The organism is Pantoea sp. PGP6 (assembly GCF_053474785.1).
This window is the reverse complement of record NZ_JBQBMA010000001.1, coordinates 758,970-782,596: the sequence shown is the minus strand read 5'-3', so window position 1 is coordinate 782,596 and position 23,627 is coordinate 758,970. Positions and strand designations below refer to the sequence as shown.

Below are 23,627 nucleotides of genomic sequence, written 5' to 3'. Positions count from 1 at the left end.
CCCCGTTGCTGTTACAGTATGAGTATTTTTCCGTTCACAGAACCACCCTACCCCTTCCCGTATCTGAGCATACGGGAAGGGTGACGGAATCAGCGTTTTTTGAAGGCGGCTTTACCGGCGAAGATGGCGGCATCACCTAATTCATCTTCAATACGCATCAGTTGATTGTATTTCTCAATGCGCTCCCCACGGCTGGGTGCACCGGTTTTCAGGTGACCAGCCCGCAGGCCGACGGTCATATCTGCAATGAAGCTGTCCACGGTTTCCCCGCTCCGGTGCGAAATAAAGGTTCCCCAGTTGTTATCCTGACACAACTGGACGGCTTCGATGGTTTCACTCAGGGTGCCTATCTGGTTCAGTTTGATCAATGCGGCATTGGCCAGGTTTTCATCGATACCTCGCTGGATATATTTCACATTGGTCACAAAGATATCATCGCCAACCAGCTCAACTTTATCGCCGAGCGCGCGGTGCAGGAGCTGCCAGCCGGCCCAGTCGTCTTCCGCAAGGCCATCTTCAATCAGGACTATCGGGAAATCCTTCACCAGTTGCTCATAGTAGCGGGTCATTTCGTCGGCGCTGAGCCGGGTATTTTCGGTACGCAGGGTATATTTCCCATCGACGTAGAATTCACTGGAGGCCGGATCCATGCAAATAACGATATCTTCGCCTGGGCGGTATCCCGCCTTGCTAATTGCCTCCACGATAAGCTCCAGCGGCTGACGGTTTGAGGAAACGGCCGGTGCAAAACCGCCTTCATCGCCCACGCCGGCGGATAAACCTTTTTCCAGCAGGACCTGACGCAGGGCCTGGTAGACCTCACTGCCCCAGCGAATAGCTTCGCGTACGGAAGAGGCTCCCCATGGTGCAATCATAAACTCCTGAAAATCAGCGCCCTGCCAGCGGGCATGAACTCCGCCGTTAATGATATTCATACAGGGAACCGGCAGCAGATTCGCGCCGACGCCACCCAGATAGCGGTAGAGCGGGGTAGAGGATAGTTGTGCCGCCAGGCGGGATACTGCCAGCGATACGCCAAGGATCGCATTAGCACCCAGCCGGCCTTTGTTTTCTGTGCCATCAAGGGCAATCAGACAGTTGTCGATTTCTTTCTGGCGGCGTACATCGTAGCCCTGCAGGGCATCGTTAATTTCGGTATTGACGCACTGGACCGCATCCTGAACACCTTTACCGCCAAAACGTGTCTTGTCATCATCGCGATGCTCGATGGCTTCACGGGAGCCGGTGCTGGCACCGGAAGGAACGGAGGCACGGGCCATACTGCCCCCTACAGAAGTCACTTCAACCTCTACGGTCGGGTTACCGCGGGAATCCAGAATTTCTCTTGCGATGATACATTCAATTTCAAAGCTCATAAGTTTGACCTTCTTTTAAGGGGCTGGAATATGTTTAATCAGAACATCAACAGAAAGGTGATTGATGAATTCGAAAGAAAAGGAGGAAAAAACCCCGAACAGGCGGTTTTCATGCCCCAGCATGACCAGATCGATATCTTCATGCTGAACAACGGCCTCAACGTCCCGGAAACGATGGATGCTGACGATGGACCTGACGTTGATATCAATACTGCTGGACTCCACCAGACGGCTAAGCATTGCCTTTGCATCAATAACTTCGCGGGACTGACGGTCTTTGGTTAATGAGTCACTGGTATAATCCAGTTCCCTATAGTCAGCACTGAGATGCCCGACAGTAATACGGGTGCCCATCTCTTTTGCCAGACGTTCTGCCTGCTCAAGCAACAGCAGACCATCGGTTTCATTCTGTACAAGTAACAAGGCATGCCGGTAAATTTGCATAAATCACCTCTTATAAGAAGCGAAGCGGTTGGTCAGCCAGGGGAGGATTTCTTTTTTCCGGCTTGTCATGCCGGGCAGCGATACCTGGCGGGAGCCTGTCAGGCTGCTGTCTGAAAAAAGCAAAACGGAGTTCCGGCTGGTAATGTCTGTCACCATCAGGATCACCATGTCCAGCACGCTGTCCTTGCAGGTTTTATCCATTTCCTGCAGTAGCTCAGGCAACAGGGGAGTAATATCAGCCATGTCGCGGACCTCAATTTGTGACAACAACAGCGGCACATCATGGATCCGGTAATTTTTGGCGTCACGATTGAGTAAAACCGACGCGGATTGCCCGGTTATATCTGTTTTGGCTCGCAGCAGCCCTGTCACAAACTGGTCATAATCGATACCGGCGATTTCCCGCAAAACAGCCACGGATTCCTGATCCTGAGTGGTGGTGGTGGGACCCGTCAGCGCAACGGTATCACTGAGGATCGCCCCCATCAGCAACACAGCCTGAGCGGCAGTCAGCGGCATCGGAATGTCATGCATGAGAATTGAGAGAATTACTGTTCCGCAGCATCCTACCGCCCGCACCCAGACATCCGGTGGATTGCGGGTAACAAGGGTACCAATACGATGATGGTCAATGATGCCGATGACGTTGCTGTCCATCAGCGAAGACGGTCCCTGCTCTGCATCCGTAAAATCAACCAGCCATACGGTTTTATCTGTCAGATCGACGGTGAGTAAATCGGGTTGTGAAACACCCGCAGCGTTGAGGATATAACGGGTTTCCGGGGTGATATCCCCCAGGCGCCAGGGCGTTGCGGGACGACCGGTGTAATTAAGCCAGTCAGCCACAACCAGCGCGCTGCAAATAGCATCGCTGTCAGGATTTCGATGACCGAAGACATAAATCGGATTATCTCTTTGAAAAGAGAGAGATTCTGCGGTAAGCGGTAATGTGGTTTTATTTTGCATAGCTATACCTGACATACATGCCTATAAGAGGACAACTTCATCTGTATATCAGGCGCCATCATCCGGTGTTGAAAAACCGGCGGTTGGGAAAGGTGGAGCACCATCACCTTGTAAATCAATCTTATATGGGCCTTTGCATTAAATCAATATTTATTGTTGGCCCTCGGTTTCGTACACACAAGTACATCCTGTCCCGCCAAAAACGTTTACAATAGTGCGCCGAATGAAGCAATTTATACCTTCTTAATTATATTTATGATGAGTATTATCGCCGACGTATCCTGACTCAGCTTAACCGGAGAGAAGGTCGTAATGCAGTGGCTAGGGCAATCTGTTATGGCCAGCGTGGTGAGATCAGAAAACGTTACAGTGAGGGATTGCGTGTGAGGTCGCCAGCGGAACCAGATGCATCCCACTGGGGGACAGCCAGTCCGGCTATTTGCTCTGCGACCATCTCTTGCGTTAACTGGTCAGGTTCAGGGTAGTACAGTCCCGGGTTACTTATCTAGGACTGCAGTCATGCGGGCAAAGTTGTTCTGGTCAGCACTGGTGATGCGGTAGGACGAAGCACCGGATTCCTTGGCGATAGCGGCAATTTTCGCTTCCGCGTTGCTGAGTGTGTCAGCAGTAACACTGACTGACTGGGCGAAGCCAGAGAAAGAGACTACGGAGAGCATACTGGCAGCAACAAGCAGTTTGATATTTTTCATGGTCATATTCCTTGGGTTATCTGGTCATCTGGTGATACCGGCATCATCGCCGTCTCACCTGTTGATGTGCATTAAAAACCCTGTAGTAAATACAGGGTCAATAAGTTATTTTGTAAATTATTGTTGGCTGTGTTTTTTCGTTTTCATACAACCCAGCTCTTGAAAGAGCCTCACCGTGGCTGACGAGGCATGAGAAAATACGGCCGTAACAGACACCGCGAAACCGGGATTGCGCTGGGGAGATAGGTCGGTGCAGGGCCGTTAACTTACAGGATTAGTGAGGGTTTATGATGTTATGGCTACTGATTAAGTACGCGATCACCGCCGGAATGGTTGTTTTTATCTCTGAAGTTGCCAAGCGTAGTGATCGGCTTGGTGGTCTTGTCGCCGCGCTTCCCCTGGTTACTGTGCTTGTGCTCGTGTGGATGAAGCTGGAAGGACAGAGTCAGCAAAAAATAGCCAATCATGCGTGGTATACATTCTGGTATGTAGTGCCGACACTACCTATGTTTTTACTATTCCCTGTTTTCTGTCAGCGATTTGGCTTTTGGATCACGCTGGGTAGCTGCTGCGTCGTAACCGTCCTTATTTTCTTTTTGTGGGCCAGTGCGTTACGCCGTTTTGGCATAAATCTGATGTGATAATGTACGCTGTTGTGAAGCCAACTGCACTATTGCCGGAGGAAACACCGACTAACTCCGAACCATATCAGGCTTTTTAACAGGATAAGAGAGTTTTCAAGGGGGCCGGCTTCCTGCCGGAAGCGCGGTTCTTTCTGTCAAAGACAAATTCAGATGTTCTGGGGAGGTGCGGATATTACAACTATTATACTCGCTGTCTTTCCTTATTGATAATGTCACCCTGATTTCCCGGTTTTAAATGTCACTTTCTGCTGATTTCTGATGAAGAAAAAAGGGCAGTGAGCTCATTTTTTCAGGCTTGATTTGAAAAGAGAGGGTTCAGCCAGAACCGGATTGATGGCTCTGAGCTGAGCCTGAATCTGTGCCCGCCTTTTAGGCATACTCTGGCTGCGCCTTTCTTTTTCCTGCGGCTTCAAGCTCATCCTGTTTTTCCTTCGCCAGCTTCAGCACCGCGTCAAGCCTTTTGTTATCAACGATGCGCCCCTGACTGATGCAGTCCAGCTTATCGAACATCTGATATTTCAGTGTTCTGTTTCCATGGCGGAATTTGAGCGTACCGTCCGTATAATCAAAAGCGAGGATTTCTTCTCCGACTATGCGTGAGTTTTCGTCAGTGGGATCAACCAGATAAAGGATTTTTTCATACTGAAAAGTCAGTGCTTTTGAGAGCGTCCGAAGCGTCTGCCAGGCGAAAATGTCGTCCAGTTCCAGGTGGCTCTCTAGACCGTGCGGTGAAGGTTTTTCGGGTATTTTGCCAGTCTGGCAAAGCGGTGGTTGAAGTCGCTGATGAACGTTTCGATCCAGGCGTTGGCGGCATCAATGCAGGTGATATTCTCCAGGCACATCTCCTTAACCAGCCGCTCCTGCAGCGTCAGGTTGGCGCGCTTAACGCGGCCCTTGGCCTGAGAGCTGTTGGCACAGATACCCGCCAATAGTGGACACGCGACTAAGTGAGTAAACTCTCAACCAGAGGTAGCTCACATGACTAAATCAGTAACCGTCAGTAAAAAGCCGCGTAAACAGCACACTCCCGAATTCCGCCAGGAAGCTCTGAAGCTTGCTGAACGCATTGGCGTCGCTGCCGCTGCCCGCGAACTCAGTTTGTATGAATCGCAACTCTATGGCTGGCGAAAAAAACAACAGCAACAACTGACATCATCTGCACGCGAAAGCGAACTGGATGCTGAAAATGCCCGGCTTAAACGCCAGCTTGCGGAGCAGGCAGAGGAGCTGGCTATTCTCCAAAAGGCCGCGACATACTTCGCGAAGCTCCTGAAATGAAGTATGTTTTTATCGAAAAATATCAGGCTGAGTTCACCATCAAAGCCATGTGCCGGGTGCTGCGCGTGGCCCGTAGCGGCTGGTATGCCTGGTGCTCCCGGCGTCATCAGATAAACACGCGACAGCAGTTCCGTCTGGCCTGTGATGCCGCGGTTCTCAGAGCATTCACTGATGCAAAACAACGGTATGGTGCGCCACGGCTTGCGGATGAGCTCCCGGCCTACAACATCAAAACGATAGCTGGCAGCCTGCGTCGCCAGGGGCTTCGGGCAAAGGCAGCCCGCAAGTTCAGCCCGGTCAGTTATCGTGAGCATGGCTTGCCTGTGTCTGAGAACCTGCTGAAGCAGGACTTTTACGCCAGCGGCCCGAATCAGAAGTGGTCGGGAGACATCACCTACTTACGCACCGATGAAGGCTGGCTGTATCTGGCAGTGGTGATTGACCTGTGGTCGCGAGCTGTCATCGGCTGGTCAATGGCACCGCGAATGACGGCACAACTGACCTGCGATGCGTTGCAGATGGCGCTGTGGCGGCGTAAACGCCCGAAAAATGTCATTGTTCATACTGACCGTGGCAGCCAGTACTGTTCAGCGGACTATCAGGCGTTGCTGAAGCGGCATAATCTGCGCGGGAGCATGAGCGCGAAAGGCTGCTGTTACGACAATGCGTGTGTGGAAAGCTTCTTCCACTCGCTGAAAGTGGAATGCATCCACGGTGAACGCTTTATCAGCCGGGAAATGATGAGAACAACTGTATTTAATTATATTGAGTGCGATTACAATCGCTGGCGTCGCCACAGTGCCTGTGGTGGGCTCAGTCCTGAACAATTTGAAAACCAGAACCTTGCTTAGGGCCGTGTCCACATTACGTGGGTAGGATCAGTTCACACCAGGAAAACGATTAATGACTGGCGGCAGGATTATAACGAGTGCCGTCCACATTCATCGCTGGATTACCAGACTCCAGCTGAATTTCCAGCAGGCTGGCGAAACGGGAAATATGAAGAAAAACCAACCGACATTACTAATTGAAGGTTATATCTAATCCTGGGGTCAGTCCAGTTTATTTAGACAGTTTTGGCATTTCATGTCACGTGATTTAATGTCTGGGTATTTATTCTTTTGATCAGAGTAAAGCTAGAGTTGTTTGAAGGGAAGGGGATAGGAATGCGTGAGTTCCAGCCTCCAATTACCTGCAAAGACATATTTTGAAACCTATATAAATGGGGTAAGAAAAAATATCTTCAGTGTAAAACGATATAAAAATTGCCATATCTTATTGATTATGAGTGAATTTTATTGTTTAAGAAAAATTTCTCGATAAGTGGATGTTCAAGACAGTCAGCGCTATATAAAAAATACAATAAAAAGTATTGACCCTATAGTAGTTGCAGGGTTTTTAATGCTCATCAACAGGAAACGAGCAGTATGCTCTTATGATGAACATTAACTTTACTAGGGTTATCACTATGAAAAATATCAAACTTCTCGCAGCAGCTGGTTTTCTCTCTGTTGTCTCATTCTCTGGTATGGCGCAGACGGTCAGCGTAACTGCTTCCACTCTTGACAGTGCAGAAGCAAAAATTGCTGCTAAAGCAAAAGAAGCACAAACGTCATACAAAATTCTCTCTGCGTATACTGGTAATCGAGTGCATATGACCGCTAAATTAGGGGATTAATAGATAATCATTTTAGGGTATCTATAGGAATATATACCTTGATAAAATCTGCCACTATATACTAATTTTTAATGCTTGATATGCCACATGTTTTTTCCTTGAATAGACTTTAGCGGACTGCTGATAAAGAGTCCGTATTTTTTTAATGTAATACTAATAGTTAAGTATGGTTTTTTATCCGTGCAAATATTTTAGCTCCACGTCCTCTTTGTGGAGTTGCCCCCGCTAAAACGGACACGGTTAATTTATAGCTAGCAGCGAACTTCTGTATTCCCTTGGTGACTGCATTTTCAGCCCTTTATGGGGATGCCAGTTATTATAGTCTTCCATCCATTCCGTCAGTTTTCACATCACTGTCATGGCATCCGGCAGGTCATTAACATACACGTAGTCACGCTTGAACGTTTTAACGAACGATTCAGCCATCCCATTGCTCTCCGGACTGCGCACTGGCGTCGTACACACGATGAACCTGAGTGAGGTGGCGAACGTTCTTATTGAGTCCGCTATGTAGCAACAGCCATTATCGGTCAGCCACTCAACGGCATGTGGCAGGTAAAGCGTATTGCCAAAGCGCTTTTCCACACTCTCTGTCAGCAGATCCTGCACCATAACGCTGTTTATTCCACCTGTTGTCGCCGACCAGCAGATGGCTTCGCGATCACAGCAGTCAAGGCTGAACACTACCCGCACGACTTCCCGATTCAAGCAGCGGATTTCAACACCAGTGCGTATCCGGCTTGAGTGTCACGACGTTGCCGGTATGACTGTGCTCTGGCTTTCTATGGCCAGATTTTGCCAGCAACAGGTTATTCGCCTGCATGATCCGGTAAATGCGTTTGTGGTTAACCCGCCAGTTTTGTTCCTTCAGCGCACGATTGAGGTGTGCCGTCACGCGACGGTAGCCGTTTGTCGCCCGCTCGCTGCATATCTGGCGGATAAGCGGTAACAGTCGGGCGTCATCATCTTTGCTATAGCGGGCTGGCCGCTGCTGGCGCTTCTTTAGCAGCCGTTCATAAAGATTCGAACGCGATACGCAGAGCACTTCTGCTATTCGGATGAGGAGGTATCGTCCGGTGGCAGCAATGGCATGCGCGATATCAACTTTTTTGCCTAGGCTATCTCAAGCGCGTTCCTATGGATTTCGGCTTCCATCGTCTTGCGGCCCAGCATTTGTTCAAGCTGTTTGACTTTTTTCTCCAGCGCTTGGACCTCGGAGACACTGACGACCTCGTCGCCAGCGACGATCGCAGACTTTCCACCCTCGTTCATGAGCCGTTTCCACTTAAAAAGAAGACTGGGTGTGATGTCATATTGCCGGGCAACGAGTGAGACGGTGTAGCCGGGCTGCATGGCGAGCGCAACAAAACGGGCTTTCTCTTCAGGAGTATAACGACGGCGTTTTTGCTCGCCAGTGATCACTTCGATTCTTTGCACAGGACACTCCTTAAACATAGCTCTATGACTATGTCTTACTGGTGAGGTGTCCGGTTCAAACGGAGGCTATTACCCTTTGATATTTTCACTTTTTTGATTCATTCTCAATGCCGATGCTTGGTTAAATCAGAGAAGCGTTCATCATCAGCTATCAACCGGTGCTTTTACGATTTAAGGGGTTAAGACACCGCTCACTATTCTATTCCGTTAGCCTGACTCTGTGATTTCCCGAACATAGTTCAGTGTTCTGAACAGATAAAACCAGCATATTTCTGTCCGGAGCGTCAGACAAGATTGTCTGATAAAGGGGGAGCTGCTCCTTGCAGATTAGAGCATCTCTATGTTAGCAACGTCCGCTCCTGGCACGCATGAGACATTCAGAGCCATAACTGCTGGGGACAGCCTGGCAGTCCAGTTCTTCTGTTCGGTTTCACGACTACACGTCGCCATAATTCGCTATGATGAGAAAAACAGAATAGGATATCGAAGATGAAAACTGTCGAATTTTTGCTGTACACCCTCAAACCCGGTACTGGAAAAGACTTTCATAGAATAATGAAAGAAGTGAGTGTTCCACTTCACCGTTCAGTGGGAATGGATGTTATTTCTTATGGTATATCAGCACATGACGACGATGCTTACTATCTGATCAGGGCTTATAACAGCCTCTCTCACCTGAAAACTGCCCAGGACACCTTTTATGATAGCGAAGCATGGCGTCATGGTCCCCGGCAGGCCATTATCGATAGAATAAGCATCAGCGTTAAATCGGTACTGACTCTCACTGAGAGTGCCGTTGAGCATTTACGAACCCACTGACCCTATCGCTATACGTCATGGTAAAGCCGGGATAGACACACCAGCAAGACGTTACTGTTATTCAGTACATCAGAGATGAGGCTACCGCCTCACATGCTGAATGCGGGATGTTTGACCGGCATCTATGAGCGAAGAGCGGAAGTTCGCTTTCGGAAAACCTAATCCATGTGCCAGAGGGTCTCTGAAAGAGAATGGGGCGTTTAAGTGGGGTACTTACAAAAAATCAGCCTTAACGTACAATAATTTTCGATATCCAAACTGACCCCATTAAGAGTTATCCAGCATGTATGTCTCTTCAATCAACGATTAGTACGGAGACTCATACTAAACTGGAAATAAATCTCATAATAGCGCTTAAGCCGGAATGACTAGCGCTGTCCGGCAAATAGTCGCGGATGATTCAAGATCCACTTATTAAGTGGATCTTGATAGCATCCTGTTAGTAAACCGCTTGTTTTATAAGTAAAATTCCTTTGGCGGGTGTGTAATATTCAGTAGGCTGGCCGGTTATTTCACGCAGCACCTCAGTGACAATACTATTGACCATTCCCGTCAGTTTAAGCAATTCGGCAAAAGTTTCATTCTTGTCAATTATCTTTCTGGTGCCATTTGGAACGTAGAGCAGCATTGCAGCATTAGGGTTCTGTGCAAGATAATTTAGCCATCTGTGAGTCTCTACAAGGACAGCCAGCTCGTAGTATTGGCTATGTCGGAGATTGTTACCATCTGCGTGGTACATCAGCGAGGCAATATCATAACTACTGAGTTCAATTTTAGTACCCTCAGCTTCACTATCCGCTTTTAGTGTCTTAAGAAAACGAATAGACTTACGCAATCCTCCATTACATTGATCGCATTTGTCTTTAATTCGTTTGATGTGGAGGAAAGGTAGGTTGTAGATACGTTGACGTGTGTTTTTATCTATAATAGTGACCCCACGTTGATCTACATCTTTAGTATGTTGGTACTCTTTGGTATCCCACCAGATGCTTGGCACCACATCCACTTCTCTCTGCAAAGACCCTCCCGTTATTCTCAAAGATTTGGCGTTGTTGTCATCAACATCTGCCGCAGGGAAAGTTGCTTTCAGGGCATCCCTAGCGGCATCCCTGAGTTCAAGGATGACATCCCCATCATTTTTGTTCGTAGGGGTGTAGCGGCCAATACCGTCGCTATCATAAATAAGCATCTGAGTGTCTATAATCAGCAGATCCACATCACTGAAACTTTTAATATGAATATCCAGTGGTACAGAGCCTTGGACACGAAACTCCAGATTAAGATCTAATTTCTTTACCAGTTGGTTCTCAATACGCTTGGCAGTTTCAAAAGAAATTTCGGTATAGCGGTTATCAACCGGTTGCATGGCACCTATAACATAGCGGGTTGCAGAATCTTGTTTTCCCCTGGTTTCCCAACTTTCATTTAAATCCAGGAAACCTTCTAGCAAAGCATAGTTTTCCAGTCCATCAATCCTCTGGTTACTGATTGACTCTCTGGCTACGTTTAATTGATCGAATGTCCCTTTACGACGAGACTTCATGCGTTCAATTCGCGCACTAAATGAATTAGACATTGTCGATCCTAGTGATTGTCATTGTTCCGTAAGTAGCCCGGCCTTGACCGTTAAAATAATGGCCTTCAGCAGATTTGAGTCCGTCGTCGAACCTGAACTCTGCGAATCCAACATGTGAAGTCAGGTGTTCTTCACCTGTCTTGGGTTGGTTGCGGTAGTTATAAAGCAGCTGGTAACCAATTCCCTCGTCATGAATGATGGAGGCTGTCACACTATCCGAATGCGATGATTGAGTTTTCAGATGAATTCTGACTTTGTCCCATGACTGGACAATTCTCAGCTCACCTTCCCAGGGTTTACCACCTTCAGATCGGGTATGGCCTTCAACATTCCAGCGGCCTGCAAGATTTGGCACACATAAAAATTTCCCGAGGTAGGTGTTATGCCAGAGATTTTTATCAAACCATGTATACAACCCCATGTAGATCCCACCGGCGCTAATAAGTGAAAAAACTGAGGCAGGTATGTGGCTGTTAATGTGAAAGTTTTTCAGCCATTCGATTAGTGTGAGTGCTAGTAAAATCAGAACGAACGATATAACTGAGGCAACAATGGCAATATATCGGCCGACTTTACTGCGGTTAAAACCGCAAATCACAATGTACTCGTGACTTTTCATGAAATGGCGTCCAAGTGAGATGAAAACTAAAAAAACTATATATAGGTAATTTTACTATATCAAACCCTAGATATGGATGGATTGACAGTTATTTCTCGGTATGGTTATCAGAACGAGTTTTAAGTAGATCTGGAAGAAGATACATCCAGATTTCAGTCAGATACCGCCATCGTCATGTCAGCAGGAACCGGATTGATTTCCTCGTTTCATAGCGGTCAGGCTTGCCTGAAAATGATACCTTCGCAGGGAATGTTGATTGAGCTGGGCGGTGTCATTTTTCTGTTTATAGGCGGATTACTTGCAACCCTTGGCTGGCAGTGGCCGTTTTTGCTTCATCTTTTTGCCTAGGTTCTTCTGGTTATGCAGCTGGCGTTTGTGCCGTAACAATTGTCCTCTGGGACAGAAAACATGAATGAAAACGCCGGAGAAAGCGAATCGGTGAGTGCGACTCGATTAGCGCCTGTGCTTTTTGCAGCCCTGCTGTCCATGATTTGCTTCTTCACCAGCATTATCATCATTCCGCAGGTGTTTAGCTGCATGGCTATTGGGGCAGCAGAAACCGGATACTTTCTGTCGTTTATCTCACTGGTCGCCGTCGGGGCTGCTGCGATGATGCCGCGCCTCATAGCGCGTTTACGTGAGTACGGAAATCTGTACACGGCGTTTAGCTGCTACGCTGCCGGACATTTCATATTTTCATTCGCTGATAATGTAGTGTTCTACATCGCTGGCGGGGTTTTAATGAGTTGTGGGTTTGGTCTGTCGGTGCCGCTTGTGAATCATATGACAGTCGAGCAGAGTCACGCTCGCGTCCGGGGACGTAACCTTGCCTGGCTTTCTATGGCTATATTCTCCGGCCAGTTTTTATCATCATTCATGGAAATCATCCTAGGAGATTCATCAGTCGTCTTCCGGGGGACCGCGACAATTGCGGTGGCGGTAATTGTCGCTCTCATGGTGATACACCGGAAACGTCGCTTTAAAACGGCATAACGTCTGTCAGTATCAGCAACGCCGACATTGCTGAGCCGGCTTAGTCTGGTGCGGGTACTGAGGGTGCAAATGTCCGCTCTTGGCACGAAGCGGACATACATCACAAGCGCCGTACATACGCTCTATAAAACAACTGCTCCGGCGCTGCGGTACCAAGGGCGAATCCCGGAGTGCTTTACTCAAAAATGAAACGGTGCTTATATGTTCTGGCTTCAGCTTAAATAATTAATCGGGCCTGCAATATACGGGGCCTGCTCAGTGTCTTTGCCGTAAAGGATTAGGTATGGAAATTGAAATTAATTGCTGTAATAACATCGATAAAGCAAATATAACTCTGGCAGAAAAAAAACTAAATATTAAATTTGCGCCTAACGGCACCGGAAAAAGCACCATTTCCCGCGCGATTCAGTGTACGGTAAACGGGGATGAACAGGGTCTCAGCGACCTGCTTCCGTTTAGATACCGTGGTTCTAATCCCGATGCAGTACAGCCTAGGGTAACTGGTGTCGATGGCCTGCAAAACGTCATGTGCTTTAATGAAAAATATGTCGATCAATTCACTTTTCAACCAGACGAGTTAGTAAGTAATAGTTTTGACATCTTCATCAAAAGTGAAGCGTATCACGAGACAGAACGCGAAATCGAAGCCATGGTCGTGGCCATACGGCAGCAGTTTGCTGATAACGTCGGGCTTGAAGAATTCATCACGCACCTGGGGGAACTCAGCGCCGCATTTAAGCTGAGTAGTACCGGGATTGCAAAAACGTCTACCGGTATGAAAGGCTTATCCGCTGGCAACAAGCTTCAGCACATTCCCGACGGTTTGGAATCTTATAAGCCGTACATCCAAAGTAAAAGCAGCGTAGAGTGGATCGAGTGGCAGACCCGGGGGTATGAGAAATTCTCCGCGCTATCCGACGGCTGCTGTCCGTTCTGTACTGGCGACTCCCGTGAAAAGGCCGAGCAGATTAGCCGCGTCAGCGCGGAGTATGATAAGGCTGTCATTAAAAACCTGATCGGCCTGATCGGCGTGCTAGATAAACTCGGCGAATATTTTTCAGAGCCTGCCCGTGCCCGCCTCGCTGATATTACAACCCTAAAAAGTGGGCTGGAAAAACAGCACGAAGAATATCTCGTGACAGTGAAGAAGCAGACAGACAGCCTGATAAATATGCTGAATACCCTTAAGACTCTTAACGGCTTTACGTTCAGCGCTTCAACCAACGTCAAGGCTGCACTGGAAGCCTGTCGCCTAGACGTGAAGTTTTTCCCGGAGCTGCAGTCGGATAAAACGGCCCGCACCGTAGCCAGTCTCAATACCTCTTTAGACGACCTGACGACGCAGGCCGGACGCCTGCAGGGTCAAATAAATAAGCAGCGTCAGGGCATGCAGAAGCTGATCCTCAAGCATAAAACCGATATCAATACCTTTCTGGCTTACGCAGGCTATCGTTATCAGGTGGATATCACTGGGGAAGGCGATAAATGTCGGCTGAAACTGCGCCACGAAGACTTTGAAGGCTACGTCAGCGGCGGCAGCCAGCATCTCAGCTACGGTGAACGCAACGCCTTTGCCATTGTTCTGTTTATGTATGAATGCTTAGCCAAGAAGCCAGGCCTGATCATTCTTGACGACCCGATTTCATCGTTTGATAAGAACAAGAAATTTGCCATCCTGGAGATGCTGTTTCGCCGCAATACCGGTGAGTGCCTGAAAAATGAAACGGTACTGATGCTGACTCACGATGTTGAGCCTATTATTGATACACTGAAGTCCGTCAGGAAGCTGTTCAGTAATCTGGTTACGGCCTCACACTTGCACTACAGCGCAGGCTGCATCACCGAGCAGCTCATCGGTGAAAGTGATATCCGCACTTTTGCTCAGATCTGCCAGTCTGTCACTGACTCTGATAGTGAAGACATCATCAAGTTGATCTATCTTCGCCGACATTATGAAATTATGGACGACCTCGGTGATGCCTATCAGGTGCTGTCAAACCTTTTTCATCACCGTGAAACGCCCATCGACACCCGTGAACCCGTTGTGCAGGGAGTGGGACATCCTGAAATGTCCGCAGAAAAAGTTGCCTTCGGCTGCCAGGCAATCGCCGATCGCATTCCCGGCTTTGACTACCAGGCCACTTTCGTTCAGCTCACCGACCCGGATCGTATACGTGCGCTTTATCTGCTCTGCCGTAATGGCTACGAGAAACTGCAGGTGTTCAGGTTGCTTCAGACCGGACTCGAGAACGCAGTAATACGTAAATTCATGAATGAGACCTACCACATTGAAAATGAATTTATCTGTCAGCTGGATCCTGCCCGGTTTGATCTCATTCCTGAATATGTCATCAGGGAGTGCGACGCGCTTATACTTCCTCCTCCACCGGCAAATGACGATGCGCTGGAAGAAATTGCCTGACCTGTCGGAGGCGCGAGTATATTAATGCGCTTCAGTTTTCAGTGCGGCTCCAGTCAGGGCCAATAACCACCAGCAGGCGATTACGGTCTGTTACCCGGACCGTTTTCCCCTACCGCAGCGACCTGATGAGCTTCCGGCCTCGCGGCTGGGCCTGACATTCAGAGTGCTGACTGTACCAAGGCAGCGCCACCTCAAGGGAGCAGGAAGGCGACAGGATACATGATCTTGCACGGTAATCGGATGCATTACGGTAAGCAATTCCATCACATGAAGATAAACAATGAACCATCCTGAAATTCACGTCAAAGACTGGATTGATGTGGGCAATCGTGAGTGTGTGGTGCAACGACTTCTTCCTCCAGTGTCTCCCGTCGGCGTCTGTATTGTTGTTCTGAATAAAACCAAACCGACCACCCGGATCGCTGGTTGGAAAGGTGAAAAGTGGTACTTCATGCCCAGCCATGACTTTGGTGGCTATGCAGATGAGTATGATCCCTGTGTACGTGAACTGAAACGGGGCCGTCGCTGACCCCACGAGGTAATGTAGTGCAACTGCGTTTAGGCCAGACTACACGTCACAACACAAGGGCTGCATTCTGATGTTGACCATAACGCATTGTGATGTAGCAATGTCCGCTTTTGGCACGAAGCAGACAAACTAGATTATCCGTGGCTATTCAATAAGCTTGCAAAGCAAGGTTTCTCCTTCATGAGGTGGCCTGCTCACTTCGCTTTATCTGGTGATAGTGAACCATCAGGTATTTATTACATACAAGGGAAGGGGGCAGGTTTCATTATTAAAAGGTTAATTATTAAGGTTTTAATAAATTAATGATGAAACAACTCACCAAAGTAATGAAAAACTAAGGTGAGTTGGAATTACACAAGCTCTACTTATCAAAATTCATTCGGGTTATTCTTCAGCTATGTGAAATACCATGTCCTGAAGAACATGACTTACATGGTGATCCATTATGCTATAAAATATGTACTTACCCTTTCTCTCTCCGCGAACAAGCCTTGCACTTCGTAACAACCTCAGATGATGACTGACCAGAGATTGTGATAACTGGAGCGACTCAGCAATGTCGCCTACAGAGACCGAACCACGCATACAGTAAAGCAGGATTCGTAGTCTTGACTGGTCCCCCAGTAGATGGAAAATCTCGGAAAGTTGCCCAATGTCGTTTTGCGAGAGCATTGATAGATCTGGCTCCGCGACATGATCTGTCGCGGAACAGTCTTGTATGTTGCCGCAATCTGATGTGCTGGACATTATGATTCTCCCTCCTAAATTGATAGTGCATCACCAGAGGCCTGATTAATGTTTGTGGCCTGGACTAGAATGGTTATGCTTTTTTCCGTGTTCGTGTTCGTGTTCGTGTTCGTGTTCGTGTTCGTTACGCAGTTTTGTCGGTGAAAGGCTGCATGTATTATCGTTTTGATCGTAATTCCAGTCGATTCCCACAGTTGCATGTTCTATTTTGAACTGCTCATAAAGTTCTTGTTTTACAAGCTTCACAACGTCTTTTACGTCCACATCTTCCTTGGCTCTTACTTCCAGTGTTGCCATCGTCCGACCTGAGGTTATTTGCCAGACATGAATATGACTTACGGCTGCTAAGCCCTTAACAGAACTGATTAGTCTCTGTTCCACCTTGTCTGGGGAGGCATCTTCAGGCGCTCCTTCTAACAGGATGTGCAGCGATTTTGCTAATAATTTCCAGGCACTACGTAAAACCAGTGCTGCGACAAGAACGGAAAGTATTGGGTCAATCGGTGTCCAGCCCGTGTAGTAAATGACAATAGCGGCGACAATAGCGCCAACAGAACCCAATAGATCACCCATCACATGTAAAATAGCACCTTTGACATTAACATGATCGGTCTCACCACGGGTCATGATCCATAATACCAATATGTTGACCAACAATCCTGCAATGGCAACGATCAGCATTGGGCCTGCCAGTATAATTGGTGGAGCTTGTAACCTTTCCCATGCCTCATATGCAATCCACGCCACAATAGCGAAGAGTGTCAGGGCATTAAAGAATCCCGCGATGACTTCAAATCGCAAATATCCAAAGGTTCGTTTGCTATCAGCAGCTCGACGGCCAAAACGGAATGCCGCATAAGCCAGCGCCAAAGCTACTGCATCTGTAAGCATGTGGCCTGCATCTGCCAGCAATGCTAATGAGCCAGAAAGTATCCCTCCAACAGCTTCGACCACCATAAATGTGAATATCATGAGGAAGGAGATAAGGACTTTACGCTCGTTTGCACTGGTTACTGCTGGAGTATGGTCATGCTCGTGATCATGTGATTGTGACATAGGGCCTCAAGCGGTTGGTTATACATGATGCCTTCAATATAACATATGAATATGTGTTCATGTAAAGGGTTTTTATATCCATTCCTTCCACGGCATCGGCATGTTCAAAATAATGCGCTTGACCTTCCCACGATGGTAAGCCTTAAGGTTGTTCTTTATCTGACCATAACGATGAGAAATACATCATGAGCATTCAAAAAAAACAGCATTCTAATGATGGTGAAACTCAAGTCAGCTTGCCCATTGAGGGAATGACTTGTGCAAGCTGCGTTGGACGAGTTGAAGCCGCTCTGGCTAAGGTTGAAGGCGTACAAAACGTAAGCGTTAACCTTGCAACAGAGCGTGCAGATATCCGCCTAAATGCATTCGTTAATCGTATGGCGTTGGTTGAAGCAGTTGAAAAGGTTGGTTATGAGGTTCCTCAAGCTTCTGTAGAGTTATCAGTTCAGGGCATGACATGTGCATCATGCGTAGGGCGTGTCGAAAAATCGCTCCGAGCGGTTAAAGGTGTAAAAGAAGCCACTGTTAATTTAGCGACTGAAAGAGCTACTGTACGTGGAACCGCAGGAGTTGATGACCTCATAACTGCTATCGAAAAAATCGGTTATGAAGCCAGCCTGGTTGATAACCAAAGCCAGAATAATGATAGTGCCGCAGAAAAAAAAGATGCTGAAAAGGTTGCGTTGAAGAAAGATTTAGTTCTGGCGACCGTACTTGCGTTACCAGTATTTATTCTGGAAATGGGGTCGCATGTGATACCGGGAATGCATCAATGGATAATGGATACCATTGGGCTCCAGGAAAGCTGGTATCTCCAGTTTGTATTAACATTGCTGGTGTTGGCTATTCCGGGGCGGCGCTTTTACCTGAAAGGTATTCCCGCGTTATTAAGACTTGGCCCAGACATGAACTCTCTCGTCTCCGTCGGGACTCTCGCTGCATTCGGTTATTCAATGATTGCGACCTTTGCTCCAGGTCTTTTGCCTCAAGGTACCGTCAATGTGTATTACGAAGCTGCTGCGGTAATCGTCGCTCTTATTCTTTTAGGACGATTTATGGAGGCGCGAGCTAAAGGTCGAACGTCTGAGGCTATCAAGCGTTTGGTTGGATTGCAGGCCAAAGAGGCGCATGTGCTGCGTAACGGCATTGTCATCGATATTCCCATTAGTGATGTAGCCCTTGATGACATTATCGAAGTTCGACCAGGTGAGCGGATACCTGTTGATGGTGAGGTGAGTGAAGGAACAAGTTTTGTCGATGAATCGATGATAACGGGGGAGCCTATCCCCGTCGAGAAAGTTCCCGGAAGCTTAATGGTTGGCGGGACTGTTAACCAGAAAGGAGCATTGAGGTTGCGTGCAACAGCCGTTGGTGGCCAGACGATGTTGTCACAAATAATCAGAATGGTAGAGCAAGCCCAGGGCTCTAAACTACCTATACAAGCCGTGGTCGATAAGGTGACATTATGGTTTGTTCCTGTGGTGATGCTGGCAGCGTTGTTAACTTTCCTTGCCTGGTTAACATTTGGGCCATCACCGGCCCTGTCTTTCGCACTGGTTAATGCCGTGGCTGTATTGATCATTGCCTGCCCATGTGCAATGGGATTGGCTACCCCAACCTCTATCATGGTAGGTACTGGGCGTGGTGCAGAAATGGGGATCTTGTTCCGTAAGGGAGAAGCTCTGCAGTTGCTTAAAGATGCCAGGGTTGTCGCTGTAGACAAAACAGGTACTTTGACTGAAGGGCGCCCAGTAATGACAGACCTGGAGTTGGCCGAAGGGTTTGAGCTTGACTTAGTATTAGCAAAAGTTGCCGCTGTTGAATCACGTTCGGAACATCCTATTGCCCGCGCTATCGTTGAAGCTGCTCTAGGAAAAGAGATATCGCTGCCAGCGTTGACTGAGTTTGATTCAATTACTGGGATGGGCGTCAGGGCTACCGTAGACGGAGAGCGCGTAGAGGTCGGGGCCGATCGATTTATGCGTGAGTTAGGCTTGGATATCGAGTATTTTTCAAAGACTGCGATACGCCTTGGAAACGAAGGAAAATCGCCACTCTATGTTGCTATTGATGGACGTCTGGCTGCCATTATCGCAGTCGCTGACCCTATTAAATCAAGTACGCCGATTGCCATAAATGCATTGCACCAACTGGGGCTCAAAGTCGCAATGATTACCGGTGACAATGCCAATACAGCAAATGCGATTGCGAGACAGCTTGGTATTGATGAAGTGGTTGCCGAAGTGTTGCCAGAAGGGAAAGTTGAAGCAGTTCGTCGGTTGAAGGAGTCTTACGGTAAGGTCGCTTATGTTGGTGATGGCATTAATGATGCCCCAGCTTTAGCCGTGGCAGATATTGGGCTTGCAATTGGTACAGGTACCGATATAGCGGTGGAATCTGCTGATGTTGTCTTAATGTCCGGCAACCTACAGGGTGTGCCTAATGCTATTGGATTGTCTAAGGCAACCATAGGTAACATCAGGCAAAATCTTTTTTGGGCGTTTGGTTATAATGCCGCATTGATCCCTGTAGCAGCAGGCCTGCTGTACCCTGCCTATGGATTGCTGCTTTCACCAATCTTTGCTGCAGGCGCGATGGCGCTATCCAGTGTATTTGTCCTGGGCAACGCACTTCGTTTGCGTCGGTTCCAGCCTCCGCTGGCAGAAGACTCTGAGCACTAAGAAAAGGGGAGCTATGAACATTGGTAAAGCATCGAACGAATCAGGAATCTCCGCAAAGATGATTCGCTATTACGAGCAAATTGGTCTGATTCCTGCTACTGGCCGTACCGAAGCGGGCTACCGTGATTATGCACCCAATGATGTCCATCGTCTGATTTTTATCCGCAGTGCGCGCGATCTTGGTTTTTCTCTTGAAGAGATAGCCGATTTGCTCAAGTTATGGAATGACAAATCTCGCCAGAGCGCCGATGTTAAACGTCTGGCACAAGAGCATATGGATGATTTAGAGCGACGTATGGAAAATATGCGACGAATGGCAGATACACTCAGAGCTCTGATCAAAAGCTGTGCTGGGGATGAGCGAGTTGAATGCCCAATACTCCAGACATTAATGACCGCTGATGCTAAAAGCCATCCCGGTAAGAGAGAAGGGGCAGTGCAACGTCGTTCTCGTGGTAACGAAATGGAAAAAGCCTGACCCCTTATTTTAAGGGCATGATGGCGTAGCACAAAGCTGTATGGGCTTGTGTTACGCCATCAGTCTAATCAACTTATAAGCGCACACCACTAATGCACACCCCCCAAGTGGTCAGTTGGTACGGTTAAAGGAAGATCACCATTCTCTTCATCAGCAGTCAATTTCTGTACTATCCCGCATTCGTCCACGCTCCGGTCTGAGCTGCAATAGTTATTAAGTTCTTTGAGTTGTATTTCCAGGGCTATTAATTCTTTAATACGATGCTGAACATGAGTGAGATGGGCACTGATTATTGCATCAATGGGGCCACAGTCTTTACCGTGATTATTCATTGCCAGTAGCAATGCACGTATTTCCTCATGGGTCATATCAAGAGAGCGGCAGCGTCGGATAAATAATAACTTTTCCAGATGAGTATTGTTGTAACGGCGATAGTTATTTTCAATATCTCTTAATGGAGCCTGAAGTAATCCTTCTTTCTCATAGTACCGAATAGTTTCCACCGGACAATCCGCCTTACGGGCCAATTCACCAATTTTCATGCCTCCCCCCTTATGCGCTTGACCCTCTAGTTAGATTAGGGTCTTTAATCGTCAGTATAGTTAACAGATGAGGCAATGAAAATGAGTGGTGGTGTAAAAAATAGCAAAAACCCTGCAGGAGACGAAGCGGCTAGTTGCTGTGAAACGTTCAATTTAGGGACAGGACTCCGGGTTAAGAATACTGGTGAATCACATAAAGCAAATGATCATGCACATGATCAGCAGGCTCATAATCACAAGAAATGCAGTGATGATCATTCCCATGAAGGTCATAACCATGAAGGCCATAACCATGAAGGCCATAATCATGATGCCCATAGCCATGGCGGCGAAGGGCATTCGCATGATGAGCATAATCATAAGGGATGTAACCATGCTCATGCCGCGCAAGAGCATTCTCATGAAGGCCACGATCACGGCCATGAGGGGGATTGTTGCTCCGCTGCTCCAGAACAATTGAGTAGCCTAGGGGGCTCGCAGGTTGTGGCTGGTGGATTACGGACAGAAATTCGCATTATGCAGATGGATTGTCCTGTTGAAGAAAATCTTATCAAAAAGAAACTGGGTGGAATGAGCGCTGTTAAAGAGCTTGATTTCAACCTGATGCAGCGTGTTTTGACTGTAACCCATACACCGGATTCGCTTGAAGCTATCATGGCTGCAATTCGCTCGTTGGGATTCGCGCCAGAAGTCTCTGATAATACTAGCGGCAAGAAAAATACCCAGGAGAAAAAAAAGCCCTGGTGGCCATTAGCTCTTGCTGGCGTAGCTGCTCTTGCAGCCGAAGTGATGCACTGGGCTGATATGCCTGACTGGCTAGAAGCTGGGTTGGCTTTGATAGCAGTGCTTTCTTGTGGTCTGACAACCTACAAAAAAGGTTGGATTTCGATTCGCAATGGCAACTTGAATATCAATGCACTAATGAGTATTGCCGTTACTGGGGCTTTGGTCCTTGGGCAGTGGCCAGAAGCGGCGATGGTTATGGTGTTATTCACCATTGCCGAGCTGATAGAAGCCAAATCACTTGATAGAGCCAGAAATGCAATAGGTTCCCTGATGAACCTGACTCCTGAAACTGCAATGGTCCAACAAGCTGATGGAACATGGCAGGAAGTTGACGCCAGTAGCGTACAACCGGGCAGTATTGTCAGGGTAAAACCAGGTGAACGAATTGGTCTCGACGGAGAAATCGTCAAAGGCCAAACCACCATTAACCAAGCTCCAATTACAGGTGAAAGTATGCCTGTCGATAAAATTGCGGGCGATGCTGTATTTGCTGGAACAATAAATCAGTCAGGCTCTTTTGAATATAAAGTCACTGCAGCTGCAAATAATACAACCCTTGCTCGCATCATTCATGCCGTTGAGCAGGCGCAAGGCGCCAAAGCAGCTACACAACGTTTTGTTGACCGCTTTTCCCAGATTTATACCCCCGTCGTTATGGGTATTGCTGTTGCGGTTGCTGTATTGCCACCATTGTTTGGGGCAGGAACATGGCAGGAGTGGATCTATAAAGCTTTAGTTATGCTTGTCATTGCGTGTCCATGTGCCCTGGTTATTTCTACGCCAGTAACGATTGTTAGTGGACTTACTGCAGCTGCTCGCAAAGGGATTCTCATTAAAGGCGGTGTTTATCTTGAGCAGGGACGTAAGCTAAAAGCCCTTGCGCTGGATAAAACAGGAACTATTACCTATGGGAAACCAGTACAAACCGACGTAATGGTATTCAATGGGTGGAGCGAGCGTGAAGTTCGTACTACTGCAGCTAGTCTCGCTAGTTACTCTGATCACCCTGTTTCACTGGCAATTGTGAATGCTTCTGCTGATTTGAAAAAGCAGGATGTTGACAGCTTTGAAGCGATTGTTGGGCGAGGTGTGCATGGCGCGATTACAGGTAAGGATTTTTACCTTGGTAACCTGCGTTTGACTGAAGAACACTTTAATTGTCCATCAGAGATTAAAGCAACAGTACAAAGGCTGGAAAGCCAGGGTAAAACAGTTATTTTACTCAATGATGGTAAGCAAGTGCTTGGGTTGTTCGCTGTTGCTGATACTGTTAAAAACAGCAGCCGTGAAGCGATTGAACAACTTCATGAACTTGGCGTTAAAACTATTATGCTGACTGGTGATAACCCACATACAGCTAAAGCAATCGCATCTCAGGTTGGAATCGATGAGGCTCGAGGGAATCAATTGCCAGAAGATAAACATCGTGCAGTTGAAGAGCATTCACGGATTGGAATCACTGGGATGGTTGGTGATGGTATCAATGATGCACCGGCTCTGGCTGCAGCTGATATCGGTTTTGCTATGGGCGCAATGGGTACTGATACGGCGATTGAAACTGCAGATGTAGCCTTAATGGATGATGACCTGCGTAAAATCCCAGCCTTTGTAAAATTATCCCGACAAACGTACAGCTTACTCGTGCAAAATATCAGCCTCGCTCTAGGTATTAAAGCCGTATTCCTTGTACTCACGCTCATGGGAATGGGAACTATGTGGATGGCTGTATTTGCTGATGTTGGTGCCAGTCTTCTGGTTGTGGCAAATGGCCTGAGGTTATTACGAAAATAAAGAGTTGGGTCCCTGAGTTCTTCATGGATGACAGACTCAGAGACCGTATTCTGGT

At 47.7% G+C, this 23,627-nt stretch carries 19 protein-coding genes, 4 pseudogenes and 1 riboswitch; of the genes and pseudogenes, 12 read left to right on the top strand and 11 right to left on the bottom strand.

The features are described 5' to 3' along the window. Positions 1 to 89 precede the first annotated feature (89 nt). The 3 genes from eno to ACLIBF_RS03740 are packed head-to-tail and all read right to left on the bottom strand — an operon-like array spanning position 90 to position 2,786. Positions 90 to 1,376, bottom strand: coding sequence for a phosphopyruvate hydratase (gene eno, locus ACLIBF_RS03750; protein WP_009652415.1), 1,287 nt, complete (start codon positions 1,374 to 1,376; stop codon positions 90 to 92). Between the two features lie 15 nt (positions 1,377 to 1,391). Beyond that, positions 1,392 to 1,820 (bottom strand): universal stress protein, encoded by a 429-nt coding sequence (locus ACLIBF_RS03745; protein WP_009652460.1) that lies wholly within the window; start codon positions 1,818 to 1,820, stop codon positions 1,392 to 1,394. Between the two features lie 3 nt (positions 1,821 to 1,823). Then, complete coding sequence (locus ACLIBF_RS03740) at positions 1,824 to 2,786, bottom strand: DHHA2 domain-containing protein (protein ID WP_009652407.1); 963 nt, start codon at positions 2,784 to 2,786, stop codon at positions 1,824 to 1,826. 42 nt (positions 2,787 to 2,828) lie between these two features. Next, a riboswitch (Fluoride riboswitch) is annotated at positions 2,829 to 2,903 on the bottom strand. A 116-nt stretch (positions 2,904 to 3,019) separates the two neighbouring features. Between ACLIBF_RS03740 and ACLIBF_RS03735 the strand changes: the two are divergent. Further along, a pseudogene (locus ACLIBF_RS03735) lies at positions 3,020 to 3,163 on the top strand (Tn3 family transposase); the annotation flags it as partial. A gap of 120 nt (positions 3,164 to 3,283) precedes the next feature. On the opposite strand, the gene ACLIBF_RS03730 reads toward ACLIBF_RS03735, so the two are convergent. Next, complete coding sequence (locus ACLIBF_RS03730) at positions 3,284 to 3,496, bottom strand: YdgH/BhsA/McbA-like domain containing protein (RefSeq protein WP_009652456.1); 213 nt, start codon at positions 3,494 to 3,496, stop codon at positions 3,284 to 3,286. A 290-nt stretch (positions 3,497 to 3,786) separates the two neighbouring features. Between ACLIBF_RS03730 and ACLIBF_RS03725 the strand changes: the two genes are divergently transcribed. Beyond that, complete coding sequence (locus ACLIBF_RS03725; RefSeq protein ID WP_016154441.1) at positions 3,787 to 4,137, top strand: DUF3147 family protein; 351 nt, start codon at positions 3,787 to 3,789, stop codon at positions 4,135 to 4,137. A gap of 284 nt (positions 4,138 to 4,421) precedes the next feature. Here ACLIBF_RS03725 and ACLIBF_RS03720 read toward each other — a convergent pair. Beyond that, positions 4,422 to 5,060, bottom strand: a pseudogene (locus tag ACLIBF_RS03720) (ISNCY family transposase); the annotation flags it as partial. 58 nt (positions 5,061 to 5,118) lie between these two features. Between ACLIBF_RS03720 and ACLIBF_RS03715 the strand changes: the two are divergent. The 3 genes and pseudogenes from ACLIBF_RS03715 (at position 5,119) to ACLIBF_RS03705 (ending at position 7,096) form a co-directional block, all read left to right on the top strand. Further along, positions 5,119 to 6,269, top strand: a protein-coding gene (locus ACLIBF_RS03715; protein ID WP_085954962.1) for an IS3 family transposase whose coding sequence is annotated in 2 segments (ribosomal slippage) — positions 5,119 to 5,380 and positions 5,380 to 6,269 — 1,152 coding nt in all. Because the reading frame shifts where the segments join, the coding sequence is not laid out codon by codon here. 30 nt (positions 6,270 to 6,299) lie between these two features. After that, positions 6,300 to 6,449 (top strand): annotated as a pseudogene (locus ACLIBF_RS03710) (integrase core domain-containing protein); the annotation flags it as partial. 437 nt (positions 6,450 to 6,886) lie between these two features. Continuing rightward, positions 6,887 to 7,096 (top strand): YdgH/BhsA/McbA-like domain containing protein, encoded by a 210-nt coding sequence (locus ACLIBF_RS03705; protein WP_032443218.1) that lies wholly within the window; start codon positions 6,887 to 6,889, stop codon positions 7,094 to 7,096. Between the two features lie 240 nt (positions 7,097 to 7,336). Here the strand turns inward: ACLIBF_RS03705 and ACLIBF_RS03700 are convergent. After that, positions 7,337 to 8,533, bottom strand: a pseudogene (locus ACLIBF_RS03700) (IS3 family transposase). A 489-nt stretch (positions 8,534 to 9,022) separates the two neighbouring features. Here ACLIBF_RS03700 and ACLIBF_RS03695 point away from each other — a divergent pair. Continuing rightward, positions 9,023 to 9,352: an NIPSNAP family protein gene (locus ACLIBF_RS03695; protein ID WP_016154439.1), complete on the top strand. Its 330-nt coding sequence runs from the start codon at positions 9,023 to 9,025 to the stop codon at positions 9,350 to 9,352. A gap of 439 nt (positions 9,353 to 9,791) precedes the next feature. On the opposite strand, the gene ACLIBF_RS03690 is transcribed toward ACLIBF_RS03695, so the two are convergent. Together ACLIBF_RS03690 and ACLIBF_RS03685 are read right to left on the bottom strand one after the other, a co-directional pair. Next, positions 9,792 to 10,928: a hypothetical protein gene (locus ACLIBF_RS03690; protein ID WP_009654824.1), complete on the bottom strand. Its 1,137-nt coding sequence runs from the start codon at positions 10,926 to 10,928 to the stop codon at positions 9,792 to 9,794. Beyond that, positions 10,921 to 11,547: a Cap15 family cyclic dinucleotide receptor domain-containing protein gene (locus ACLIBF_RS03685; protein ID WP_016154438.1), complete on the bottom strand. Its 627-nt coding sequence runs from the start codon at positions 11,545 to 11,547 to the stop codon at positions 10,921 to 10,923. Before ACLIBF_RS03685 ends, ACLIBF_RS03690 begins: the two co-directional genes overlap by 8 nt. Before the next feature lie 408 nt (positions 11,548 to 11,955). Between ACLIBF_RS03685 and ACLIBF_RS03680 the strand changes: the two genes are divergently transcribed. The 3 genes from ACLIBF_RS03680 to ACLIBF_RS03670 all read left to right on the top strand — a co-directional run bounded on the left by ACLIBF_RS03680 (position 11,956) and on the right by ACLIBF_RS03670 (position 15,491). Next, entirely contained in the window at positions 11,956 to 12,540 is a 585-nt protein-coding gene (locus tag ACLIBF_RS03680; protein ID WP_009654820.1) for an MFS transporter, read from the top strand. A 283-nt stretch (positions 12,541 to 12,823) separates the two neighbouring features. Then, entirely contained in the window at positions 12,824 to 14,962 is a 2,139-nt protein-coding gene (locus tag ACLIBF_RS03675) for an AAA family ATPase (protein WP_009654821.1), read from the top strand. A 280-nt stretch (positions 14,963 to 15,242) separates the two neighbouring features. Then, complete coding sequence (locus tag ACLIBF_RS03670; RefSeq protein ID WP_016154436.1) at positions 15,243 to 15,491, top strand: hypothetical protein; 249 nt, start codon at positions 15,243 to 15,245, stop codon at positions 15,489 to 15,491. A 384-nt stretch (positions 15,492 to 15,875) separates the two neighbouring features. On the opposite strand, the gene ACLIBF_RS03665 is transcribed toward ACLIBF_RS03670, so the two are convergent. Next, on the bottom strand, positions 15,876 to 16,163 hold the full coding sequence (locus tag ACLIBF_RS03665; protein ID WP_051541465.1) for an ArsR/SmtB family transcription factor: 288 nt from the start codon (positions 16,161 to 16,163) through the stop codon (positions 15,876 to 15,878). Between the two features lie 120 nt (positions 16,164 to 16,283). Continuing rightward, positions 16,284 to 17,294, bottom strand: coding sequence for a cation diffusion facilitator family transporter (locus tag ACLIBF_RS03660; RefSeq protein ID WP_032950072.1), 1,011 nt, complete (start codon positions 17,292 to 17,294; stop codon positions 16,284 to 16,286). A gap of 185 nt (positions 17,295 to 17,479) precedes the next feature. Between ACLIBF_RS03660 and ACLIBF_RS03655 the strand changes: the two genes are divergently transcribed. Next, entirely contained in the window at positions 17,480 to 19,975 is a 2,496-nt protein-coding gene (locus ACLIBF_RS03655) for a heavy metal translocating P-type ATPase (protein ID WP_009654818.1), read from the top strand. 13 nt (positions 19,976 to 19,988) lie between these two features. Then, complete coding sequence (gene cueR, locus ACLIBF_RS03650) at positions 19,989 to 20,453, top strand: Cu(I)-responsive transcriptional regulator (RefSeq protein WP_016154433.1); 465 nt, start codon at positions 19,989 to 19,991, stop codon at positions 20,451 to 20,453. 89 nt (positions 20,454 to 20,542) lie between these two features. On the opposite strand, the gene ACLIBF_RS03645 is transcribed toward cueR, so the two are convergent. Further along, complete coding sequence (locus ACLIBF_RS03645; protein WP_009654812.1) at positions 20,543 to 20,995, bottom strand: Cd(II)/Pb(II)-responsive transcriptional regulator; 453 nt, start codon at positions 20,993 to 20,995, stop codon at positions 20,543 to 20,545. Between the two features lie 81 nt (positions 20,996 to 21,076). On the opposite strand from ACLIBF_RS03645, the gene ACLIBF_RS03640 reads away from it, so the two are divergent. Further along, positions 21,077 to 23,572 (top strand): heavy metal translocating P-type ATPase, encoded by a 2,496-nt coding sequence (locus ACLIBF_RS03640; RefSeq protein WP_016154432.1) that lies wholly within the window; start codon positions 21,077 to 21,079, stop codon positions 23,570 to 23,572. Positions 23,573 to 23,627 lie beyond the last annotated feature (55 nt).

Excerpts from the sequence above, each read along its gene's own strand:
- ACLIBF_RS03740 (WP_009652407.1), bottom strand. The coding sequence starts at position 2,786 with ATGCAAAATAAAACCACATTACCGCTTACCGCAGAATCTCTCTCTTTT.
- ACLIBF_RS03660 (WP_032950072.1), bottom strand. The coding sequence starts at position 17,294 with ATGTCACAATCACATGATCACGAGCATGACCATACTCCAGCAGTAACC.
- ACLIBF_RS03730 (WP_009652456.1), bottom strand. The coding sequence starts at position 3,496 with ATGAAAAATATCAAACTGCTTGTTGCTGCCAGTATGCTCTCCGTAGTC.
- ACLIBF_RS03645 (WP_009654812.1), bottom strand. The coding sequence starts at position 20,995 with ATGAAAATTGGTGAATTGGCCCGTAAGGCGGATTGTCCGGTGGAAACT.
- ACLIBF_RS03680 (WP_009654820.1), top strand. The coding sequence starts at position 11,956 with ATGAATGAAAACGCCGGAGAAAGCGAATCGGTGAGTGCGACTCGATTA.
- ACLIBF_RS03745 (WP_009652460.1), bottom strand. The coding sequence starts at position 1,820 with ATGCAAATTTACCGGCATGCCTTGTTACTTGTACAGAATGAAACCGAT.
- ACLIBF_RS03685 (WP_016154438.1), bottom strand. The coding sequence starts at position 11,547 with ATGAAAAGTCACGAGTACATTGTGATTTGCGGTTTTAACCGCAGTAAA.
- ACLIBF_RS03675 (WP_009654821.1), top strand. The coding sequence starts at position 12,824 with ATGGAAATTGAAATTAATTGCTGTAATAACATCGATAAAGCAAATATA.
- ACLIBF_RS03670 (WP_016154436.1), top strand. The coding sequence starts at position 15,243 with ATGAACCATCCTGAAATTCACGTCAAAGACTGGATTGATGTGGGCAAT.
- ACLIBF_RS03665 (WP_051541465.1), bottom strand. The coding sequence starts at position 16,163 with ATGCTCTCGCAAAACGACATTGGGCAACTTTCCGAGATTTTCCATCTA.
- eno (WP_009652415.1), bottom strand. The coding sequence starts at position 1,376 with ATGAGCTTTGAAATTGAATGTATCATCGCAAGAGAAATTCTGGATTCC.
- ACLIBF_RS03695 (WP_016154439.1), top strand. The coding sequence starts at position 9,023 with ATGAAAACTGTCGAATTTTTGCTGTACACCCTCAAACCCGGTACTGGA.
- ACLIBF_RS03690 (WP_009654824.1), bottom strand. The coding sequence starts at position 10,928 with ATGTCTAATTCATTTAGTGCGCGAATTGAACGCATGAAGTCTCGTCGT.
- ACLIBF_RS03640 (WP_016154432.1), top strand. The coding sequence starts at position 21,077 with ATGAGTGGTGGTGTAAAAAATAGCAAAAACCCTGCAGGAGACGAAGCG.
- ACLIBF_RS03655 (WP_009654818.1), top strand. The coding sequence starts at position 17,480 with ATGAGCATTCAAAAAAAACAGCATTCTAATGATGGTGAAACTCAAGTC.
- ACLIBF_RS03725 (WP_016154441.1), top strand. The coding sequence starts at position 3,787 with ATGTTATGGCTACTGATTAAGTACGCGATCACCGCCGGAATGGTTGTT.
- cueR (WP_016154433.1), top strand. The coding sequence starts at position 19,989 with ATGAACATTGGTAAAGCATCGAACGAATCAGGAATCTCCGCAAAGATG.
- ACLIBF_RS03705 (WP_032443218.1), top strand. The coding sequence starts at position 6,887 with ATGAAAAATATCAAACTTCTCGCAGCAGCTGGTTTTCTCTCTGTTGTC.